The organism is Sporolactobacillus sp. THM19-2, assembly GCF_004153195.1.
Classification (GTDB): domain Bacteria; phylum Bacillota; class Bacilli; order Bacillales; family Sporolactobacillaceae; genus Sporolactobacillus.
On the sequence record NZ_SEMC01000011.1, the window covers coordinates 41897 to 59586 of the forward strand.

Annotated in this window: 15 protein-coding genes; 14 read left to right on the top strand and 1 reads right to left on the bottom strand. The window is 50.4% G+C overall.

Features of this window, described 5'->3' with window-relative positions:
• Window positions 1-19 precede the first annotated feature (19 nt).
• The 6 genes from EWH91_RS09360 to EWH91_RS09385 all read left to right on the top strand — a co-directional run bounded on the left by EWH91_RS09360 (window position 20) and on the right by EWH91_RS09385 (window position 5173).
• A complete protein-coding gene (locus EWH91_RS09360; RefSeq protein WP_129929785.1) occupies window positions 20-1651 on the top strand; it encodes a nitrite/sulfite reductase in 1632 nt (543 codons plus the stop codon).
• A 7-nt stretch (window positions 1652-1658) separates the two neighbouring features.
• A complete protein-coding gene (locus EWH91_RS09365; RefSeq protein ID WP_129929786.1) occupies window positions 1659-1877 on the top strand; it encodes a DUF3906 family protein in 219 nt (72 codons plus the stop codon).
• A gap of 14 nt (window positions 1878-1891) precedes the next feature.
• A complete protein-coding gene (gene cobA, locus EWH91_RS09370; protein WP_129929787.1) occupies window positions 1892-2668 on the top strand; it encodes a uroporphyrinogen-III C-methyltransferase in 777 nt (258 codons plus the stop codon).
• A 1-nt stretch (window position 2669) separates the two neighbouring features.
• Window positions 2670-3419, top strand: a complete 750-nt coding sequence (locus tag EWH91_RS09375) for a sirohydrochlorin chelatase (RefSeq protein ID WP_129929788.1) — start codon at window positions 2670-2672, stop codon at window positions 3417-3419.
• A complete protein-coding gene (locus tag EWH91_RS09380; RefSeq protein ID WP_165364293.1) occupies window positions 3412-4032 on the top strand; it encodes a precorrin-2 dehydrogenase/sirohydrochlorin ferrochelatase family protein in 621 nt (206 codons plus the stop codon). Before EWH91_RS09375 ends, EWH91_RS09380 begins: the two co-directional genes overlap by 8 nt.
• 160 nt (window positions 4033-4192) lie before the next feature.
• Entirely contained in the window at window positions 4193-5173 is a 981-nt protein-coding gene (locus EWH91_RS09385; RefSeq protein ID WP_129929790.1) for an L-lactate dehydrogenase, read from the top strand.
• A gap of 188 nt (window positions 5174-5361) precedes the next feature.
• On the opposite strand, the gene EWH91_RS09390 is transcribed toward EWH91_RS09385, so the two are convergent.
• Window positions 5362-5928, bottom strand: a complete 567-nt coding sequence (locus tag EWH91_RS09390; RefSeq protein ID WP_240697316.1) for an HAD-IA family hydrolase — start codon at window positions 5926-5928, stop codon at window positions 5362-5364.
• Between the two features lie 621 nt (window positions 5929-6549).
• Here EWH91_RS09390 and EWH91_RS09395 point away from each other — a divergent pair.
• From EWH91_RS09395 to gatB, 8 genes are all read left to right on the top strand, one after another.
• On the top strand, window positions 6550-8259 hold the full coding sequence (locus EWH91_RS09395; RefSeq protein ID WP_129929791.1) for an adenine deaminase C-terminal domain-containing protein: 1710 nt from the start codon (window positions 6550-6552) through the stop codon (window positions 8257-8259).
• A 62-nt stretch (window positions 8260-8321) separates the two neighbouring features.
• Window positions 8322-8621, top strand: coding sequence for a YerC/YecD family TrpR-related protein (locus EWH91_RS09400; protein ID WP_129929808.1), 300 nt, complete (start codon window positions 8322-8324; stop codon window positions 8619-8621).
• Between the two features lie 27 nt (window positions 8622-8648).
• Entirely contained in the window at window positions 8649-10877 is a 2229-nt protein-coding gene (gene pcrA, locus EWH91_RS09405) for a DNA helicase PcrA (protein WP_129929792.1), read from the top strand.
• A 32-nt stretch (window positions 10878-10909) separates the two neighbouring features.
• Window positions 10910-12910 (top strand): NAD-dependent DNA ligase LigA, encoded by a 2001-nt coding sequence (ligA, locus tag EWH91_RS09410; protein WP_129929793.1) that lies wholly within the window; start codon window positions 10910-10912, stop codon window positions 12908-12910.
• Window positions 12911-12927: 17 nt separating this feature from the next.
• Window positions 12928-14133 carry a CamS family sex pheromone protein gene (locus tag EWH91_RS09415; protein WP_129929794.1) on the top strand — a complete coding sequence of 402 codons (1206 nt, stop codon included), beginning with the start codon at window positions 12928-12930 and terminating at the stop codon, window positions 14131-14133.
• Between the two features lie 283 nt (window positions 14134-14416).
• Window positions 14417-14713, top strand: coding sequence for an Asp-tRNA(Asn)/Glu-tRNA(Gln) amidotransferase subunit GatC (gene gatC / locus EWH91_RS09420; protein ID WP_129929795.1), 297 nt, complete (start codon window positions 14417-14419; stop codon window positions 14711-14713).
• Window positions 14714-14739: 26 nt separating this feature from the next.
• Entirely contained in the window at window positions 14740-16200 is a 1461-nt protein-coding gene (gatA, locus tag EWH91_RS09425; protein ID WP_129929796.1) for an Asp-tRNA(Asn)/Glu-tRNA(Gln) amidotransferase subunit GatA, read from the top strand.
• A complete protein-coding gene (gene gatB, locus EWH91_RS09430; RefSeq protein ID WP_129929797.1) occupies window positions 16200-17639 on the top strand; it encodes an Asp-tRNA(Asn)/Glu-tRNA(Gln) amidotransferase subunit GatB in 1440 nt (479 codons plus the stop codon). Before gatA ends, gatB begins: the two co-directional genes overlap by 1 nt.
• The last annotated feature ends 51 nt before the right edge of the window (window positions 17640-17690 follow it).

Here is a 17690-nt window from a genome sequence, read left to right on the forward strand (position 1 = left end):
AAAGGAGGAACCTGCGAAAATGGCTTATGAAAAAGTCTGGGCTCAGAATGAAAGACTGAATAAAAATGAAATCAATAAGCTGAAAAAAGACGGCCTGTCGATCTTTGACGATATTCCAAAATATGCAAAAAACGGGTTTGAATCAATTCCCAGGGATCAATATATGTATTTTAAATTTGCGGGACTGACTGTACAGAAACCGCAGGATAAAGGGCTTTTTATGATGCGTGTGAAGGTGCCGTCCGGGGTTCTGAGGAGCGAGCAGGCGATCGTTCTGGCAGACATTGGTGATGAATTCGGGCGCGGCTTTCTGGATCTGACCACCCGCCAGGCCATCCAGTACCACTGGATCCCGCTTGAGCACCTTCCGGAAATCTTTGACCGGCTGAAGGCAGTCGGGCTGACGACAAGTGAGGCGGAAGGCGACGCGCCGCGTAATATTGTTGGAAACCCGCTCGCCGGCATTGATCCGGATGAACTTTTTGACACGCGTCCGATTGTTGACCGGGTTTTCCACTACTTTCAGGATAATCCCGATTTTTCCAATCTCCCGCGTAAGTACAAGATATCCATTAATTCGAATGTATATAATGTCGGTCAGGCTCAGATCAACGACCTTGCCTTCATGCCGGCCACTAAAGTGATCGACGGCAAAAAAGTCAGCGGTTTCCATGTCCTGGTCGGGGGCGGGCTTGCTGCCAGACCCTATCTTGCTAAGAAGCTGAATGTCTTTATCCATACGGCAGATGAGGTGATCAAAGTAGCTGATGCCGTAACCAGGCTTTACCGAGACTTTGGCTATCGGAAAAGCCGCGCCCGGGCCCGGCTTAAGTATCTGATCGCCGACTGGGGGATTAAGAAATTTGAGGAGAAAGTTCTGGAGTTAACCGGACCCCTGACCCCGGCCGGCCATGACGAGACCAAAGGATGGAATGCCGGATATTTTTACGGCGTGCATCCTCAGAAACAGAACGGCCTGAGTTATGTCGGCGTCAGCGTGCCGGTCGGTCGCCTTTCAGCAAATGATTTCCGAAGCTTTGCCCGCCTGGCCGGAGCATATGGAACAGGCGAACTGCGTACAGCCAACTCTCAGAATCTGATTCTGCCTAATATACCGAATGAAAAAACGGATCAATTGCTTGCCGATGATCTTTTCAAAAAGTTTCCGATTCATCCCTCCCACTTTATGGGCTATGCTGTGGCCTGCACGGGGAATGAGTTCTGTAACCTTGCCCTGACCAATACAAAAGACCGGATGCGGGAAATCGCTCAATTTCTGGACAGAGAAATTGATATCGATGTACCGGTGCGTATAAACATGGTTGGCTGCACGAATTCCTGCGGCCAGCGACAGATTGCCGATATCGGTATCCAGGGACTCAAACTGCGCACGAAGGATAAACAGCTGGTCGATGCTTATGAACTGTTTGTCGGCGGGTCGCTGAAAGGGACGGGTCATTTTAATGAACGGCTTAAAGGGCGGATACCCGATTATCTGCTTCCCGCTGTACTGAAGGATTTTCTGGTCTATTTTAAGGAGCATAAGGGAAAAGGCGAGTCGTTTTTCTCTTTTAAAAACCGCGTGGGAACCGATTTTCTTCAGCATCTGCTCAATAAAATTATGGGGGACCATTCAGAGGAAGCCGGGTGAAAAAACTATGGAATTATATCGTTTTATCGTCACCTCCGAAGAGCAGGAAATCCCGGTGGTCGCTGTTGCGGAAAATGAAGACTCGGCATTCAGGATTGTTGACCGGGAGCTGGATCGAACCTTTCTGAAAAAAATCCGTGTGGATGATATTGCACTCGTGGAAAAGAAAAGAATTCTGAAAAACGGCGCCGGATTTGTTCTGCATAAGAGAAAATCATTTGAATGAAGGGGGCATAGCTGATGGGCAAAGTCTATCTTGTCGGTGCCGGTCCGGGTGATCCGGAACTGATCACCGTGAAAGGGCTGCATCTGATTCGATCTGCAGATGTGATCCTCTATGACCGGCTGGTGAACGAGGAACTGCTTGATGAAGCCAGGCCGTCGGCGGAACGGATTTACTGCGGGAAACTGCCGCACGCGCATCCGCTGAAACAGGAAGCGATTAATCATCTGCTTGTGAATCAGGCCAGAAAGAAAAAAAGAGTGGTACGCCTGAAGGGTGGTGATCCGTTTGTTTTTGGTCGTGGCGGTGAGGAGGCGGCCTTTCTTGCCAAAGCAGGTATCCCGTTTGAAATTGTTCCCGGCGTCACAGCAGGGATTGCCGCGCCGGCTTATGCCGGTATCCCGGTCACTCACCGTGATTATTCCAGTTCGATCGCATTTGTGACCGGTCATGCGAAAAAAGATGGGAAAGAGACGGTTGACTGGTCGAAACTGGCGACAAGTGTGGATACGCTGGCGATTTATATGGGCGTCAGCAGCCTCGCCCATATCACTGCGGAGCTGATGGCACACGGCCGTCAGCCCGCAACGCCGGTCGCACTGATTGAATGGGGCACGACCGATCATCAGCGGACGATCACCACGTCATTGAAAGAGGCATCTGAGGAAGCAGGAAGACGGCACCTGCTGAATCCGGCCATGATCATTGTCGGCGAAGTGGTTCGGCTCAGGGAGACATTAAAATGGTTTGAGGCCGTCCGTCCCTCGGTCAATACGGCAAGGGAGGCTTACTGAGATGCTGGGCGTGCTTTATGTCAGCCACGGAACCCGGGTCAAAGAAGGACTCCATCAAGCCAACCGTTTTTTACAGAAATGCATGCTGCAGGTTCATGTACCGATTCAAAAAGTCTGTTATCTTGAACTGGTTCGGCCTAATATTCAGGAGGGGATCCGTCGATGTGTGGCAGCCGGAGTGCGTACACTTCTTGTTCAGCCGCTGCTGCTCCTGACGGCGGGACACGCGAAGCGGGATATTCCCGGGGAAATTGATAAGGCCAGGAAGAAGTACCCCCATGTGCATTTTATCTGTGGCCGTCCGTTCGGGGTGGATGATATCATCATCCATCTGTTAATGGAGCGTCTGCATGAAAAACAGCAGGATCTTCCGGAACGCTCCTCAATCCTGCTGGTCGGCCGTGGATCAAGTGATCCGGATACAAAACGTGATTTTGCCGCAATCCGCCGACTGCTGCTGAATAAAGGCATCCCGTCCGTCATTGTCTGCTATATGGCAGCCGCATCGCCCTCTTTTCAGGAGGGTCTTGAGCGGGTGGTTCGGGAAAAACGGGGACAGACATTTGTCATCCCCTACCTGCTGTTTACCGGTGTGCTGATGAAAACGATCAGCAGATCTGTTCGCGAAAAGAATGAAGCCGGGGCAGCGTTTGTTCTGTGCCGTCCGCTCGGTTATCATCCGGCTCTGATTCAGTTAATGAAAAAACGCATCAGGGAGTCGCTGCAGGATGTACCTCCCCATTATGCTTGACATGAAAGGGAGAAAAGCGGTTGTTGCCGGAGGCGGACGGGCGGCTGTCCGAAAAATACAGGCGCTCCTGAGCGGGGGCGCATTTGTGACGGTGATCAGTCCGGCAGGATCAGCACAGCTTGAAAAATGGGCGGCTGCCGGGCAGATCAAATGGTTACGGAGAGCGTGGCAGGAAGGCGATGCCAGAGGTGCTTTCCTGACTTTTGCAGCAACGGATGATGCGGAACTGAATACTGAGATCGCCGGACAGGCAGGGCCGAATCAGCTGGTACATATCGCCGATGATTATGAACAGGGGGACTTTATCCTGCCGGCGGTTCTGCGTCGAGGCCGGCTCACCCTTTCTGTTTCAACAGGCGGGGCGAGTCCCGGTCTTGCGCGGCAAATCCGCGACAGCCTTTCTGATCAGCTTCCTGAAGATACGGAAACCTGGCTTGAGTTTCTGTTCCAGGCACGCCGCAAAATCAGGCAACGCCTGCACGATCCGGAAAGTAAAAAGAAGTGTTTCAAAAAAATGATGGATCCGGCTTTTCGTCAGCCTGAACGGCAGGCAGAGCTGCTTGCGGATGTCGATGGATTCATCAGAATCTGTCTGACTGGCGGAACATTTTAATAAAACAGCGGTTTTTTTTTTCAAAGCAGAGCATGAGAAATCCGGCTCTGTTTTTTTCTTTACCCGGAGGCGTCTTGATACCAGATAACGCAAGGTGTAAAATAACGTCACACAACACAGAAAAAAAGGATAGACGATCAGAAAAAGGAGAGGGTTACTCATGAGTCATACAGTCAGAAAAATCGGTATAGTCGGAATTGGAAATGTAGGGAAAGCGGCAGCTACAGCTATTCTTCATGAAAATGTGGGGGACGAACTTTACATTTCTGATATTGACAGTGAGCGGGCTAAAGGTGAAGCGTGGGACTTTGCGGACAGCATTGAAACTAATCCTTCGCGTACGCGTGTTTATGAAGTGCCCCTTGAGGGTCTGGTGCCATGTGATGTTATTCTGGTTACTGTAACAGACAGGTCGCTGATCGCGACCAGTTCGCGGCTTAAACTTCTGAAAGGCACCTCGGCTATTGCCTATGATATCGTGCCGAAACTTCGTCAGGCCGGATTCAACGGTTTTTATGTCATCGCAACCAATCCGTGCGATATTATTACCTATTTATTCTATCATCTGTCCGGACTGCCCAAGAACCATGTGATCGGAACCGGCACGGCACTTGACAGTATGAGGCTGCGCAGGCAGATCTCCAAAGCAGTCGGCGACATCGACCCGCGCAGCATCAGTGCCTACATGCTGGGCGAACACGGAGACTCACAGTTTGCCGCCTGGTCGCACGTCCGGATTGGCGGGCAGTCCATCGACGATTATGAGGCTGAGAACAGGGCCAGGTTTGGGAAACTTGACCGTGATAAGATTGAAGACGCCGCCCGTCACTTTGGCTGGGAGATTCATAAGCGCAAAGGCAATACACAGTTTGGTATCGGCAACCAGCTCGCTTTCTTTGCTAAAACAATTTTGAATCAGGCCCATACGATTACGCCTGCTTCGGTTATTCTGGAAGGGGAGTACGGGCAGCATCATGTCTCTATCGGTGTTCCGATTGTGCTTGGTGGAAACGGTGTGGAAGAAATCCTTCATTTTCACCTGAACGAAAGAGAGACCAAATCATTCAATGCTTCAGCGAAACTGATCAGGGACCACATTGATCAGACCCTGACCGATCACGGGGATGCGGTTGCGGAATAATCATCTGTATGATAATAGAGCGCCGCTGCGCTTTTTTACTGTAGCGGCGCTTTTATATTTTTGTAATGATACGAGCGCCACAGGAAAATCAAGCAACGGGTGAACGGGCTTTAACCGTTAAAGAAAATTACTGATTCTGCCTCTGGCAACGGGCAGATGAAAGGGCCGGATGCGGCCAATCAAATCCATTAATGCAACGGAACAACATTAAAAAAGTTCCGGTAATCCTCCAGATAAAAATCTGCTCCGGGTTGTCTGTTCTGGAAGAGACAGGTCCTGCTTCCAATTTTTCGCCCGGGAATAATGTCAAGCAACCGGTCACCGATCACGAGATCGATGCCGTATTTTCTGTCGAGATAAACATAGGAAGCGGGGTCCGGTTTTTTAGGAAATCCGTCCTCATAGGCGACGATATCATTGAAATATGAATCAAGCTGATGATATTTCAGTACCTGGAGCACATCATGTCGGTTGTTGTGTGTCATGATGACATGCTTTTCGGCAGAGGACAGGACATTTTCCAGGCCATCGAAAGGCTGGACTGCTTTCGCGGGGACCTGGTGCATGAGGTCACGGAACGCTCGGATCTGTGACACCGTCATGTGGAAATAGCTGAAGGCGTGGGTGAATGAAATTTTAATATGGGCGAGAATTTCTTGTTCAGACCGGTCGGGCAGGACCTCCTTCATCAACTTCTGATAGATCGGATAGGTGTTAAAAAGTGTACCATCAAAATCCCATAGTATATGCATCATGAGTCAGCTCCATGTCTTAAGGCGGGATCAGAAAAATCTTTGTCGTCTGTGTTCATTATATAATAACTCTGTTCCTGGCGTTTCGGGTTTGCTGAAAAATACAGAGGGAGTCCGCCCTTATCGGTTGGGGGATCGAGTTAAGCGCATGATCAGATGAATAGACGGAAAACTTCCGGTTACTTAAGTCATTCAATTTAAAAACAGCTAGAATAGACGGAGAGATTCCGTCTATTGACTGGAGGAATGGGAAAATGGCGCTTGTTGCCTGGCATAAGCGGAAAAATTCCGCTTATATCCCTCCCGAAAGGCGTGCCGTTCTGCCCCTGACCGGAAAATCTCCGCTTATTTTACTTTTTGCTCTCAGGACAAAACCTCTTATGACAAGTAAGCGAGATGAAAGCCCCTGCAAGATGGGTTGATTGGGTTAACCGTTGAAAAAATCCCACCGAATCAGAAGGCAAACCTTTGACCATCTGGAAAAGCTGCGCCGCTCAGATTGGCGTGATAAAAAAATCAATATCGCAAAAGGCGCGGTTTCCAATGATCTTTTATTTGATGTAAAATGATAAATGAAATGCTTTTACGGATTAGTGTGCGACAATCGTTCAGAGGGAGTGCAGTATGGATCGGAACGGGTATTGGACAATAGGTGACATGCGCAGGCAGTCGGCCATCCTCAGTGGTACAGTAGCGCCGACCTTAGTCCTGCAGTCTGCAGTTTATCTGAATACGTATCTGAAAACCTGGATCAAAGCGAATATTTGGACAGACCGGGACCGGATCGTCTACGTCGGCAATAACATGCCGGTGAAAACGGAGTCGACAGAGATTATTGATTGTTCAGGACTGACACTTGTGCCCGGGTATATTGAACCGCATGTCCACCCCGGGCAGCTGTATAACCCGCAGACACTGGCACAATATGCCGCCCCGCTGGGTACGACCGCATTAATCTGTGACAATGCGCTTCTGGTCAGAAGTCTCACAGATGAAAAGGCCTTTCAGATTATCGAAAAACTGGAACGGCTGCCGGAGACTTTCTACTGGTGGTGCCGGTATGATCCTCAATCGGAGGTTTATCACTCTCCTTTTACTGATGAGCGTATTTACCGCTGGCTGCACCACCCGCGCGTGGTGCAGGGCGGAGAACTGACAGGCTGGCCGCGTGTCGTTCATGGTGATGATCAGATGCTCTCGTGGATGCGTGCGACCAAGCATTTAAGAAAGCCGATTGAGTCCCATCTGCCCGGGGCTTCCGAGCGGACACTGACCCGGCTGAAACTGTTCGGGGCCGATGGTGACCACGAAGCGATGACCGGAGATGAAGCGCTGGCGCGTCTGAAGCTGGGCTATATGGTCTCGCTGCGTTATTCACCGATCCGCCCGGATTTACCGGAGATTCTTCGCACGTTGTTAAAAAAAGGCGTGAGATCTTTTGATCATGTAACGATGACCCTTGACGGGGCAACCCCCGGCTTTTTAAAGAAAGGCGTGTGCGATCAGCTGATTCAGATTGCACTTGAAGCGGGCATCACGCCCACAGACGCCTATATGATGGTTTCCGCCAATATCGCTTCTCACTATCATCTTGGCGACCGGATCGGGCATATTGCGCCGGGACGGATCGCAAATATCAATTTTCTGAATGATTCACTCGATCCGCGACCGGTTTCGGTACTTGCCAAGGGACGCTGGGTGCGGCGCCACAACAAAATGGTTGCAGACGCCTTCTCCGGATATGACCTCGCTGAAGATCTTACGCCGCTGGAGATTACGGCATCGCCTGATACAGACAGCCTTCAGGCATCGACGCGGACCGGCATCGACATGGTTAATGATGTGATCACAAGATCCTTTGAACTGGAGCCTGGAAAACAGCTCCCGGACTCTGTATTGTACCTGACACTTTTAGATAAAAAGGGCACCTGGATCCGCAATACGTATCTGCGCGGCTTTGCGGCGCGCCTGTCCGGCTTTGCCGGCAGTTTCACGGCTACAGGAGACCTGTTGCTGATGGGCAGAAATAAAAGCGATATGATCACAGCTTTCAGAAGGCTGAAGGAGATTGGAGGCGGCCTGGTCATTGCCGGGGGCGGAAGGGTGCTTGCGGAACTCAGTCTGCCGCTTCTCGGATGCATGTCCGAGGAGCCAATGGAGCGGCTCATGCATGATGCGGGGCAGTTTGAGCAGGTACTGCGCCGCTTTGGCTACGGAGCCGGCAATCCATATTTCAGCCTGCTGTTCCTGTCTTCCACCCATCTGCCCTATATCCGGCTGACACCCAAGGGGCTGTATGATGTCATGCGCAGAAGCCTCATGGAGCCCGAATAAGTGAGCAGTGAAGATGAATCATTCTCACTGAATATTTAGTGAACCTGAAAGGAATGGACAATGTGCAGATCGATAAATTGAGAGGTAAAACACTGAATCAGCTGTTTGATGCTATTCTGACCTTAAAAGACCGTGAGGAATGTTACCGTTTTTTCGATGATTTATGCACCATGGGCGAGATTCAGTCGCTTTCACAGCGGCTGGAAGTGGCGCGAATGCTGATGGCCGGTCTGACCTATCATCGCATTGAAGAGGATACCGGCGCCAGCACAGCGACCATTTCCCGTGTCAAACGCTGCATAAATTTTGGTAATGACGGTTATCAGATGACCCTCAAACGGCTAAACGATAAAAATCATTGAGAGACTTATATATTAGGATGTGGTTTTTTGGAAAAAATGTCACAGGAACTGCTTGAAGGACTGAATCCGGAGCAGCTGAAGGCGGTCAGGCATCATGAAGGTCCACTTTTGATTATGGCCGGCGCGGGGAGCGGAAAGACGCGCGTCCTGACGCATCGCATGGCCTGGCTGATGCTTGAGCGGGATGTCGCTCCCTGGAATCTGCTCGCCATCACATTTACCAACAAGGCGGCAAAAGAAATGCGGGAACGTCTGGCGGAACTCGTTGGTCCGCTGGCGGACGATGCCTGGGTGTCCACATTTCACTCGATGTGCGTACGTATACTCAGAAGAGACAGTGACAGAATCGGCATCAGCCGGAATTTTTCGATTCTCGACGGAACAGATCAGCAGTCCGTGGTCAAGCATATTCTCAAAGAGCAGAACCTTGATCCGAAAAAATTCACGCCGCGAAGCATTCTCGGACGAATCAGCGGAGCGAAAAATGAGCTGAAAACGGCAGCGGATTTTGCAAAGACAGCCTCCGGTCCGTTTGACGAGGTGGTCCGCGATGTCTATAAAGCATACGAAAAGCGCCTGCTGCAGAATCAGTCGCTCGACTTTGATGATCTGATCATGACAACCGTACATCTTTTTCAAAGAGTGCCTGAATCGCTGAGTTACTATCAAAATAAATTTCAATATATCCATGTCGATGAATATCAGGATACCAACCGCGCTCAGTATCTGCTCGTCCATATGCTGGCCGACCGGTTTAAGAATCTGTGCGTTGTCGGTGATTCCGATCAGTCGATATATGGCTGGCGCGGAGCGGATATTCATAACATTCTTTCCTTTGAGGAAGACTATCCCGATGCAACGGTGATTAAACTCGAACAGAACTACCGCTCAACAAAGAAAATTCTTGAAGCGGCGAATCATGTCATTGAAAACAACCAAAACCGTAAGCCGAAGAATCTCTGGACGGAGAACGCGGATGGAAAGAAAATTGCTTATTACCGGGCCGGAACGGAACACGATGAAGCCTATTATGTGGCCGGAAAGATGCGCGACCTGGCCAAAGACGGGTACCGTTATTCGGATCTTGCCGTTCTGTACCGCACGAATGCCCAGTCCCGTGTTATTGAAGAGACGCTTGTCAAATCAAATATCCCTTACCGGATGGTTGGCAGTATTAAATTCTACGATCGTAAGGAAATTAAAGATATTCTTGCCTATCTGAAACTGATTGCCAATCCGGATGATGATATCAGTCTGGCCCGTGTGATCAATGAACCGAAGCGCGGAATCGGGGCTTCTTCCATGGATAAACTGGCAGACTATGCACTGGCCGGAGATCTCTCGCTGATGAAAGCGATTGGTGAAGTCTCCCAGACAGGCATTGCCGCGCGAACGGCACATAAAATGGAAAGCTTTTCTGAAATGATCGTGAACTGGTCGAAGATGCAGGAGTTTCTGTCGATTACCGACCTGGTTGATGAAGTGCTGGATAAATCCGGCTATCGTGAAGCGCTGAAATCCGAACGGACGATTGAATCTCAAAGCCGCCTGGAAAACCTTGATGAATTCCTGTCCGTGACCAAAGAATTTGAATCATCTCATGAGGATAAATCGCTGATCACCTTCCTGACTGAACTTGCCCTCGACACCGATCATGATGAAGAAGATCCGGAGGCGCCTTCTGATGCCGTGACACTGATGACGCTGCACTCGGCTAAGGGCCTTGAGTTCCCTGTTGTTTTCCTGATTGGCATGGAAGAAGGGATTTTCCCCCATGCCCGTGCGCTGGATGATCAGGAAGAGATGGAGGAAGAGCGGCGGCTTGCCTATGTCGGGATTACCCGGGCAAAAAAGCGCCTGTTCCTGACATCCGCCCAGATCCGCATGCTTTTCGGTCAGACGGTCACCAACGCCGAATCCCGCTTCATCCGGGAAATTCCTGAGGAACTGCTTGACGTTCAGGAACCGGAACATCGCCCGCAGGCGGGCCCGTTCCCCTGGAGCAAAAGGAGCAATACCCCTTACAGCAGGCAGACGGCGCCGGTTTACCGCCAGCCTGTCCCCATGCTGAAGAAACAGTCCGGCGGCGAGAAACACTGGCAGGCCGGTGATAAGGTGATGCATAAGAAATGGGGGAAGGGAACCGTCGTCAGCACCAGGGGGAGCGGCGACAGTATCGAACTTGACATCGTCTTTCCGAATCCCACCGGTCTGAAGCGTCTCCTTGCTTCATTCGCGCCGATTGAAAAAATATGAATCATCTTCTGTTAGTTAAAGGAGAAACGAACATGGCAGAGCAATTATCAGAGCGTCTCCGCAGCCTGCGGGCACTGCTTGACCAATACAGCTACGAATATTATGTGGAAGATAATCCGAGTGTTCCGGACAGTGAATATGACCGGCTGATGCAGGAGCTGATTGCCATTGAGAAGGCACATCCTGAGTGGATTACACCGGACTCGCCGACTCAGCGTGTTGGCGGCCGGCCGCTCAAAGCCTTTTCCAAGGTGACCCATGAGATTCCGATGCTCAGTCTCGGCGATGTATTCAGTAAGGAGGAATTACTCGATTTTGACCGCCGGGTCCGTCAGACGGTCGGAAATGATGTGACCTATGTCTGTGAATTGAAAATTGACGGACTCGCCATATCTCTGACTTATGAAAAAGGACAGTTTGTTCTTGGAGCCACGCGCGGAGATGGAACAACCGGAGAAGACATTACCAATAATCTGCGGACTGTACGCGCCCTGCCGCTGACTCTTCCGGAACCGCTGAATATCGAGGTGCGCGGAGAGTGTTACATGCCAAAACGGTCTTTCGAAAAACTCAACGAAGACCGCAGAAAAAACGGAGAACCGCTTTTCGCCAATCCGCGCAACGCCGCAGCCGGTTCACTCCGTCAGCTGGATCCGAAGATTACCGCGCGGCGGCGCCTCTCCATTTTTCTGTACAGTGCCGGTACCTTCGATCGTGAGAAGATCACCACACACTACGGACTGCTCGAAGCCATCAAATCGTACGGACTCCCTGTCAATCCGGAGTCGCGTCGCTGCGCCACGATGCAGGAAGTTTTCGACTATATTGATGCTTATACGGAAAAACGCGATGCGCTGCCGTACGGGATCGACGGGATCGTCGTCAAAGTCGATTCCATGGCTCAGCAGGCGCAGCTCGGGCATACAGTCAAATCGCCACGCTGGATGATTGCTTATAAATTTCCGGCTGAGGAAGTCGTATCGACGCTGGAAGATATTGAAGTCAGCGTCGGAAGAACCGGCGCCGTCACACCGACTGCCGTACTGACTCCGGTACAGGTGGCCGGAACGACGGTCAAAAGAGCCTCTCTGCATAACGAAGACTTGATCCGGGAGAAAGATCTGCGGATCGGTGACCGGGTGGTGATCCGCAAAGCCGGTGACATTATCCCTGAAGTGGTCAATGTTCTGACTGAACAGCGGTCCGGAAATGAAAAACCGTTTTCGATGCCGACACATTGTCCGGAATGCGGCAGTGAACTCGTCAGACTGGATGAGGAGGTCGCCCTGCGCTGCATCAATCCGAAATGCCCGGCGCTGATCCGGGAGGGTCTGATTCACTTTGTCTCCCGAAATGCGATGAATATTGACGGACTCGGTGAAAAAGTAATCACACAGCTTTTTGAAAAGCATCTGATCCACGATGTGGCGGATCTTTACAGCCTGACTTACAATGATCTGATTTCAATGGAAAGAATGGGGGATAAATCAGTCACCAATCTGCTACATGCGATCGAGCGCTCCAAACAGAACTCACTCGAGCGGCTGCTCTTCGGGCTCGGTATCCGGTTCATCGGTGCAAAGGCTGCCCGGATTCTTGCCATGGCATTCAGGACAATGGATGACCTTTCCCGTGCAAGCGTAGAAGAACTGACGGCGGTGGATGAAATTGGTGATAAAATGGCAGATTCCCTGGTCACCTATTTTTCCAAGCCTGAATTCCAGTCGCTGATTGCCGAACTGAAGGCCCACGGACTCAATATGAACTATCTTGGCCCCGATCCGGAAACCATCGCAAACGCCGATTCACCTTTTAATGGAAAGACTGTGGTCCTGACAGGAAAACTGGAACAACTGACCCGCTCCCAGGCGAAGAAGGAAATTGAAAGCCGCGGAGGCAATGTGACCGGCAGCGTCAGCGCGTCGACAGATCTTGTGATTGCAGGTGAAGCCGCGGGATCAAAATTGAAGAAAGCAAGAGATTTGAATATAGAAATATGGGACGAGGGGCGTTTTCTTGAAACGCTCAGATAGACTGAGGAGGTATCCGGATGAAAGGCAAAAAAGCAGCAGCTGTCTTATCCGTCCTGATCAGCATACAGCTGGTCGTAGCCGGCTGCGGATTTGGCGGCAGTGATCAAAGTAAAGTGGTTGATCAGAAAAACGGAAAAACGAAGACCGCTCAGCTCGTTCCGGGAGCAAGCGATAAAGAATATACCTCACTTCGCCCGCTCGGCAATGACCGGGTACGTGGTTATATCCAGTACGGAGCTAAGAATCAGGCGGACAGCGACCAGCTGGAAACGGGTTTAATGCAGATGTCAAAAGACGTTTTCAGTCCGGATAATTACGTCTTTCAAAGCGGGCAGTATCTGAAAGAAGACGATATTAACGGTATACTTTACCGGCGCGGTCAGGAACCCCGGAAACTGAATGATCAGGGAAAAAAGATCAAACCTCTGCCAGGTCTCAATCCGGCGCTCGGAAAGGGAAAAAACAAAGTAGAGCAGTCCAGGAACAGTCCGAAAATGATCAACTATGTTCTGGAACAGGATTATCTGAAAAAGGGGTCCGGTGGGAAATATACACTCAGCGGGGTATCTATCGCCATTTCGCTTAATTCGGTCTATGCCGATAAAATTATGGACAATAAGAAGATGATTCATAATGTCAATGTCCCTTTGAAAGCCTCCGACGTGCAGGCGTGGGGAAAAGCCCATGCGCCGCAGATTATTCAGCGCATCCGTAGTGTCGAAGGTCTGGAAAAGGTACCGATTTTTCTCGCACTTTATATGACGGCGGCCCCGGATTCACTTGTTTCCGGAGACTTCTTTGCCCATACTGAAATTCCGCAGGGGTCCTCATCCATTAATAAATGGACCAATGTAAATGAGGACCACGTCCTGTTTCCTTCCAGTCAGGCTTCATCAAAATATAAGGCCGACCTGGACAAGTTTAACGTCTTTGTAGATGACATCAAGAGTTATTATCCGGATTATGTAGATGTGATCGGTAAAGGTTTTTATCGAGATAAAAAGCTTCAGGATCTTACGTTGACCGTCAATCTGGATAAGTTCCGGGACAAGACGGAAATCATCGGCTTTACCAACTATATTGCCTCCGTGCTCAACACGCGTTTCCGTTTTCCCCGCACGGTCAGTGTACACATTTATCTGACAACAGGCGATGTGCAGGAAGCACTGATCGAAAGGACACCGGACATGGATGATGCCTACGTCTCTGTTTATAATAACTGACCCCGCGCGTCATCAGGATCGCGATGATGTTCTCATAAAGTGAAACTATTATCAGTGGAGGTCTTACGGCCCGTTAATGCGAGATAAAGTGAAACTTCAATCAGTGGGGGTTTCTTCCACCGGATTGATGATAAAAGGTTCTGCAGGTCACAAAAACAGGCGGCGGATTGATCGGCGCTGTCATTGCATCATAACCCTTTAATTTGGTATGATAGAGGCATTGTCGGGGGCCCGCGGAACGCTGGACGCGCCCCCGGGTTAACTTTTTGACGGAGGTGATTTTATGAGCCGGATTTCTGAAGAACAAGTGAAATATGTCGCTAACCTGGCACGGCTTTCTTTTAATGAAGAGGAAATCAGCACGTTTACGACACAGCTCGATGATATTATCGGTTTTGCTGAACAGCTGAATGAACTCGATACCGAGGGTGTTGAACCAACAACGCACGTTCTCGATATGCATAATGTGATGCGTGACGATGTCGTTGTTCCGTCTCTGCCTAGAGAGGAAGCGCTCAAGAACGCCCCTGTCCAGGAAGACGGACAGATTAAAGTACCGCAGATTATGGAAGCAGACTGAGCGATACAGAAGGAGGAAAACGGAAGATGCCACTTTTTGAAGAAGGCCTTGTGTCTCTTAAAGAAAAGATACATAAAAAGGAAATTAAGGCATCCGATCTCGTTGATGAAGCATTCTCACGCATTAATGAAGTCGATGATAAAATCAAAGCTTTTCTGACTTTAAACGAAGAAGCAGCCAGAAAGGCAGCAGGAAAGATAGATGAGGGAGGGACTCCTTCCGATACGCTGCTTTTCGGCATGCCGATCGGCCTCAAGGATAATATCGTGACCAAAGGGCTGAAAACCACGTGTGCGAGCCATATTCTTGAAAACTATGATCCCATCTACGATGCCACAGTGGTTAAAAAGATCTCTGATCAGAAAGGGATCGTGGCCGGCAAGCTGAATATGGACGAGTTCGCGATGGGGTCCTCAACAGAAAATTCAGGCATGGCGATCACACATAATCCATGGGATCTTGAGCGGGTTCCCGGTGGATCAAGCGGGGGTTCCGCAGCCTCCGTCGCAGCCGGGGAAGTCCTCTTCTCTCTTGGATCCGACACAGGCGGATCCATCCGCCAGCCATCGGCCTTCTGCGGTGTTGTCGGGATGAAACCGACCTATGGCCGCGTTTCCCGTTACGGACTGGTGGCCTTTGCCTCCTCTCTTGACCAGATCGGACCGATTACCCGGACCGTTGAAGACAACGCCTACTTGCTCGAGGCCATATCCGGACTCGATCCGTGGGATTCGACGAGTGCGAATATCCCGGTGCCGCATTATGCAGATGCGCTGACGGGTGACATTAAAGGCCTGCGCGTGGCAGTCCCAAAAGAATATCTGGGCGAAGGCGTCAGCGAGCCGGTCAAGGACAAAATTAAGGCGGCCGTCCGTCAGCTTGAAGCGCTTGGCGCGGTCTGTGAAGAAGTTTCGCTGCCGCATACCAAATATGCGGTGCCGGCTTATTACCTGATTGCGTCATCGGAAGCCTCGGCGAACCTCGCCCGTTTTGACGGGGTCCGCTACGGGGTACGTGCGGATTCCGATGATCTGATCGAGATGTATAAAAAGTCGAGAAGTGAAGGATTCGGTGACGAAGTAAAACGCCGGATCATGCTTGGGACCTTTGCTTTAAGTTCCGGCTATTACGACGCGTATTATAAAAAAGCACAGCAGGTACGTACGCTGATCAAACAGGATTTTGAAAAAGTTCTCGAAGATCACGATATCATCGTCGGCCCGACGACACCGACGACGGCTTTCAAAATTGGTGAGATTATTGATGATCCGCTGACCATGTACGCCAATGATATTCTGACGATACCTGTCAATCTTGCCGGCGTACCGGCGATCAGTCTTCCGTGCGGACTTGCGGACGGACTGCCTGTCGGATTGCAGATGATCGCCCGGCCGTTTGGTGAAAAAACACTTTACCGCGCGGCACATGCTTATGAACAGACTGCCGGGTTTAAACTGGAGCCGGCATTCAAAGGGGCGAATGACTGATGAGCAGCAATTTTGAAACGATAATTGGCCTCGAAGTCCATGTTGAACTGAAAACAAAAACGAAAGCCTTTTGCGGCTGTGCCAATGAATTTGGCGCACCGCCGAATACACATACCTGTCCGATCTGTCTGGGACACCCCGGTGTCCTGCCGATTCTGAACAGAGAGGCCGTAGACTATGCTATTAAAGCGGCACTCGCCTTAAACTGCGACATCTCCCGCGAGACCAAATTCGATCGGAAGAATTACTTCTATCCGGACAACCCGAAGGCCTATCAGATTTCCCAATTCGACCAGCCGATCGGCAGAAACGGCTATATCGAAATTGAAGTCGATGGAAAGCCGAAAAAGATCGGCGTGCACCGCCTCCATCTGGAGGAAGACGCCGGGAAACTGAGCCACCTGGAAGACGGCTCCGGTTCGCTTGTCGATTTCAACCGTGTCGGTACACCGCTGATCGAGATTGTATCTGAAGCAGATATGCGTTCGCCGCAGGAAGCTTATGCTTATCTTGATCAGCTGAAGGCGATTATGCAGTATATTGGTGTCTCCGATGTGAAGATGGAGGAAGGATCGCTGCGCTGTGATGCCAACCTCTCCATCCGTCCATACGGTCAGACCACGTTCGGCACGAAAACGGAGCTGAAGAACATCAACTCCTTTGCCTTTGTAGAAAAAGGACTCTCCTATGAGGAACGGCGTCAGGAGAAAATCCTGCTTTCCGGCGGCAAAGTGGAACAGGAAACCCGCCGTTACAACGATGCCACGAAGACAACGACGCTGATGCGTGGCAAGGAAGGCTCGGACGATTACCGCTACTTCCCGGAACCGGACATTATCAAGCTGAAAATTGATGATGCATGGATCAAACGGATTCAGGATGAGATCCCTGAGCTGCCGGATGCCCGTCGGAAACGCTATATTGAGGAACTTGGGCTTCCTGAATACGATGCGATGGTTCTGACTCAGGCGAAAACGATGTCTGACTTCTTCGAGCGTGCAATCGATGAAGGCGCTGATCCGAAACTTGTCGCCAACTGGCTGATGGGTGACGTTTCGGCTTATCTGAACAGTAAATATATCACGATCGATCAGGTGCCGATGAAGCCGGAAGATCTGGCCAAACTGGTTAAACTGATTGAGAAAGGGACAATCTCAAGCAAGATTGCCAAGAAAGTTTTTAAAACGTTGATTACAAAAGGCGGCGATCCGGAAGAAATCGTTAAAGCCAAAGGGCTTGTTCAGATTTCTGATGAAAAGGCGCTTCATGAACTGATTGACCCGATCCTCGCAGCCAATCAACAATCCATGATTGATTATAAAAACGGCAAGGATCGCGCACTCGGCTTTCTCGTCGGTCAGGTGATGAAACAGTCCCGTGGTAAAGCCAATCCGAAGATGGTCAATAAGATCATTCTTGGAGAAATTGAAAAGCTTTAAAGAAGGACACAAAGAGCAGGACACCGAAAAACTGAGGTTTTTCGGTGTCCT

Bases quoted from the DNA above. Each gene is read 5' to 3' on its own strand.
- EWH91_RS09360 (WP_129929785.1), top strand. From the start codon at position 20: ATGGCTTATGAAAAAGTCTGGGCTCAGAATGAAAGACTGAATAAAAAT.
- EWH91_RS09365 (WP_129929786.1), top strand. From the start codon at position 1,659: ATGGAATTATATCGTTTTATCGTCACCTCCGAAGAGCAGGAAATCCCG.
- cobA (WP_129929787.1), top strand. From the start codon at position 1,892: ATGGGCAAAGTCTATCTTGTCGGTGCCGGTCCGGGTGATCCGGAACTG.
- EWH91_RS09375 (WP_129929788.1), top strand. From the start codon at position 2,670: ATGCTGGGCGTGCTTTATGTCAGCCACGGAACCCGGGTCAAAGAAGGA.
- EWH91_RS09380 (WP_165364293.1), top strand. From the start codon at position 3,412: ATGCTTGACATGAAAGGGAGAAAAGCGGTTGTTGCCGGAGGCGGACGG.
- EWH91_RS09385 (WP_129929790.1), top strand. From the start codon at position 4,193: ATGAGTCATACAGTCAGAAAAATCGGTATAGTCGGAATTGGAAATGTA.
- EWH91_RS09390 (WP_240697316.1), bottom strand. From the start codon at position 5,928: ATGATGCATATACTATGGGATTTTGATGGTACACTTTTTAACACCTAT.
- EWH91_RS09395 (WP_129929791.1), top strand. From the start codon at position 6,550: ATGGATCGGAACGGGTATTGGACAATAGGTGACATGCGCAGGCAGTCG.
- ligA (WP_129929793.1), top strand. From the start codon at position 10,910: ATGGCAGAGCAATTATCAGAGCGTCTCCGCAGCCTGCGGGCACTGCTT.
- EWH91_RS09415 (WP_129929794.1), top strand. From the start codon at position 12,928: ATGAAAGGCAAAAAAGCAGCAGCTGTCTTATCCGTCCTGATCAGCATA.
- gatC (WP_129929795.1), top strand. From the start codon at position 14,417: ATGAGCCGGATTTCTGAAGAACAAGTGAAATATGTCGCTAACCTGGCA.
- gatA (WP_129929796.1), top strand. From the start codon at position 14,740: ATGCCACTTTTTGAAGAAGGCCTTGTGTCTCTTAAAGAAAAGATACAT.
- gatB (WP_129929797.1), top strand. From the start codon at position 16,200: ATGAGCAGCAATTTTGAAACGATAATTGGCCTCGAAGTCCATGTTGAA.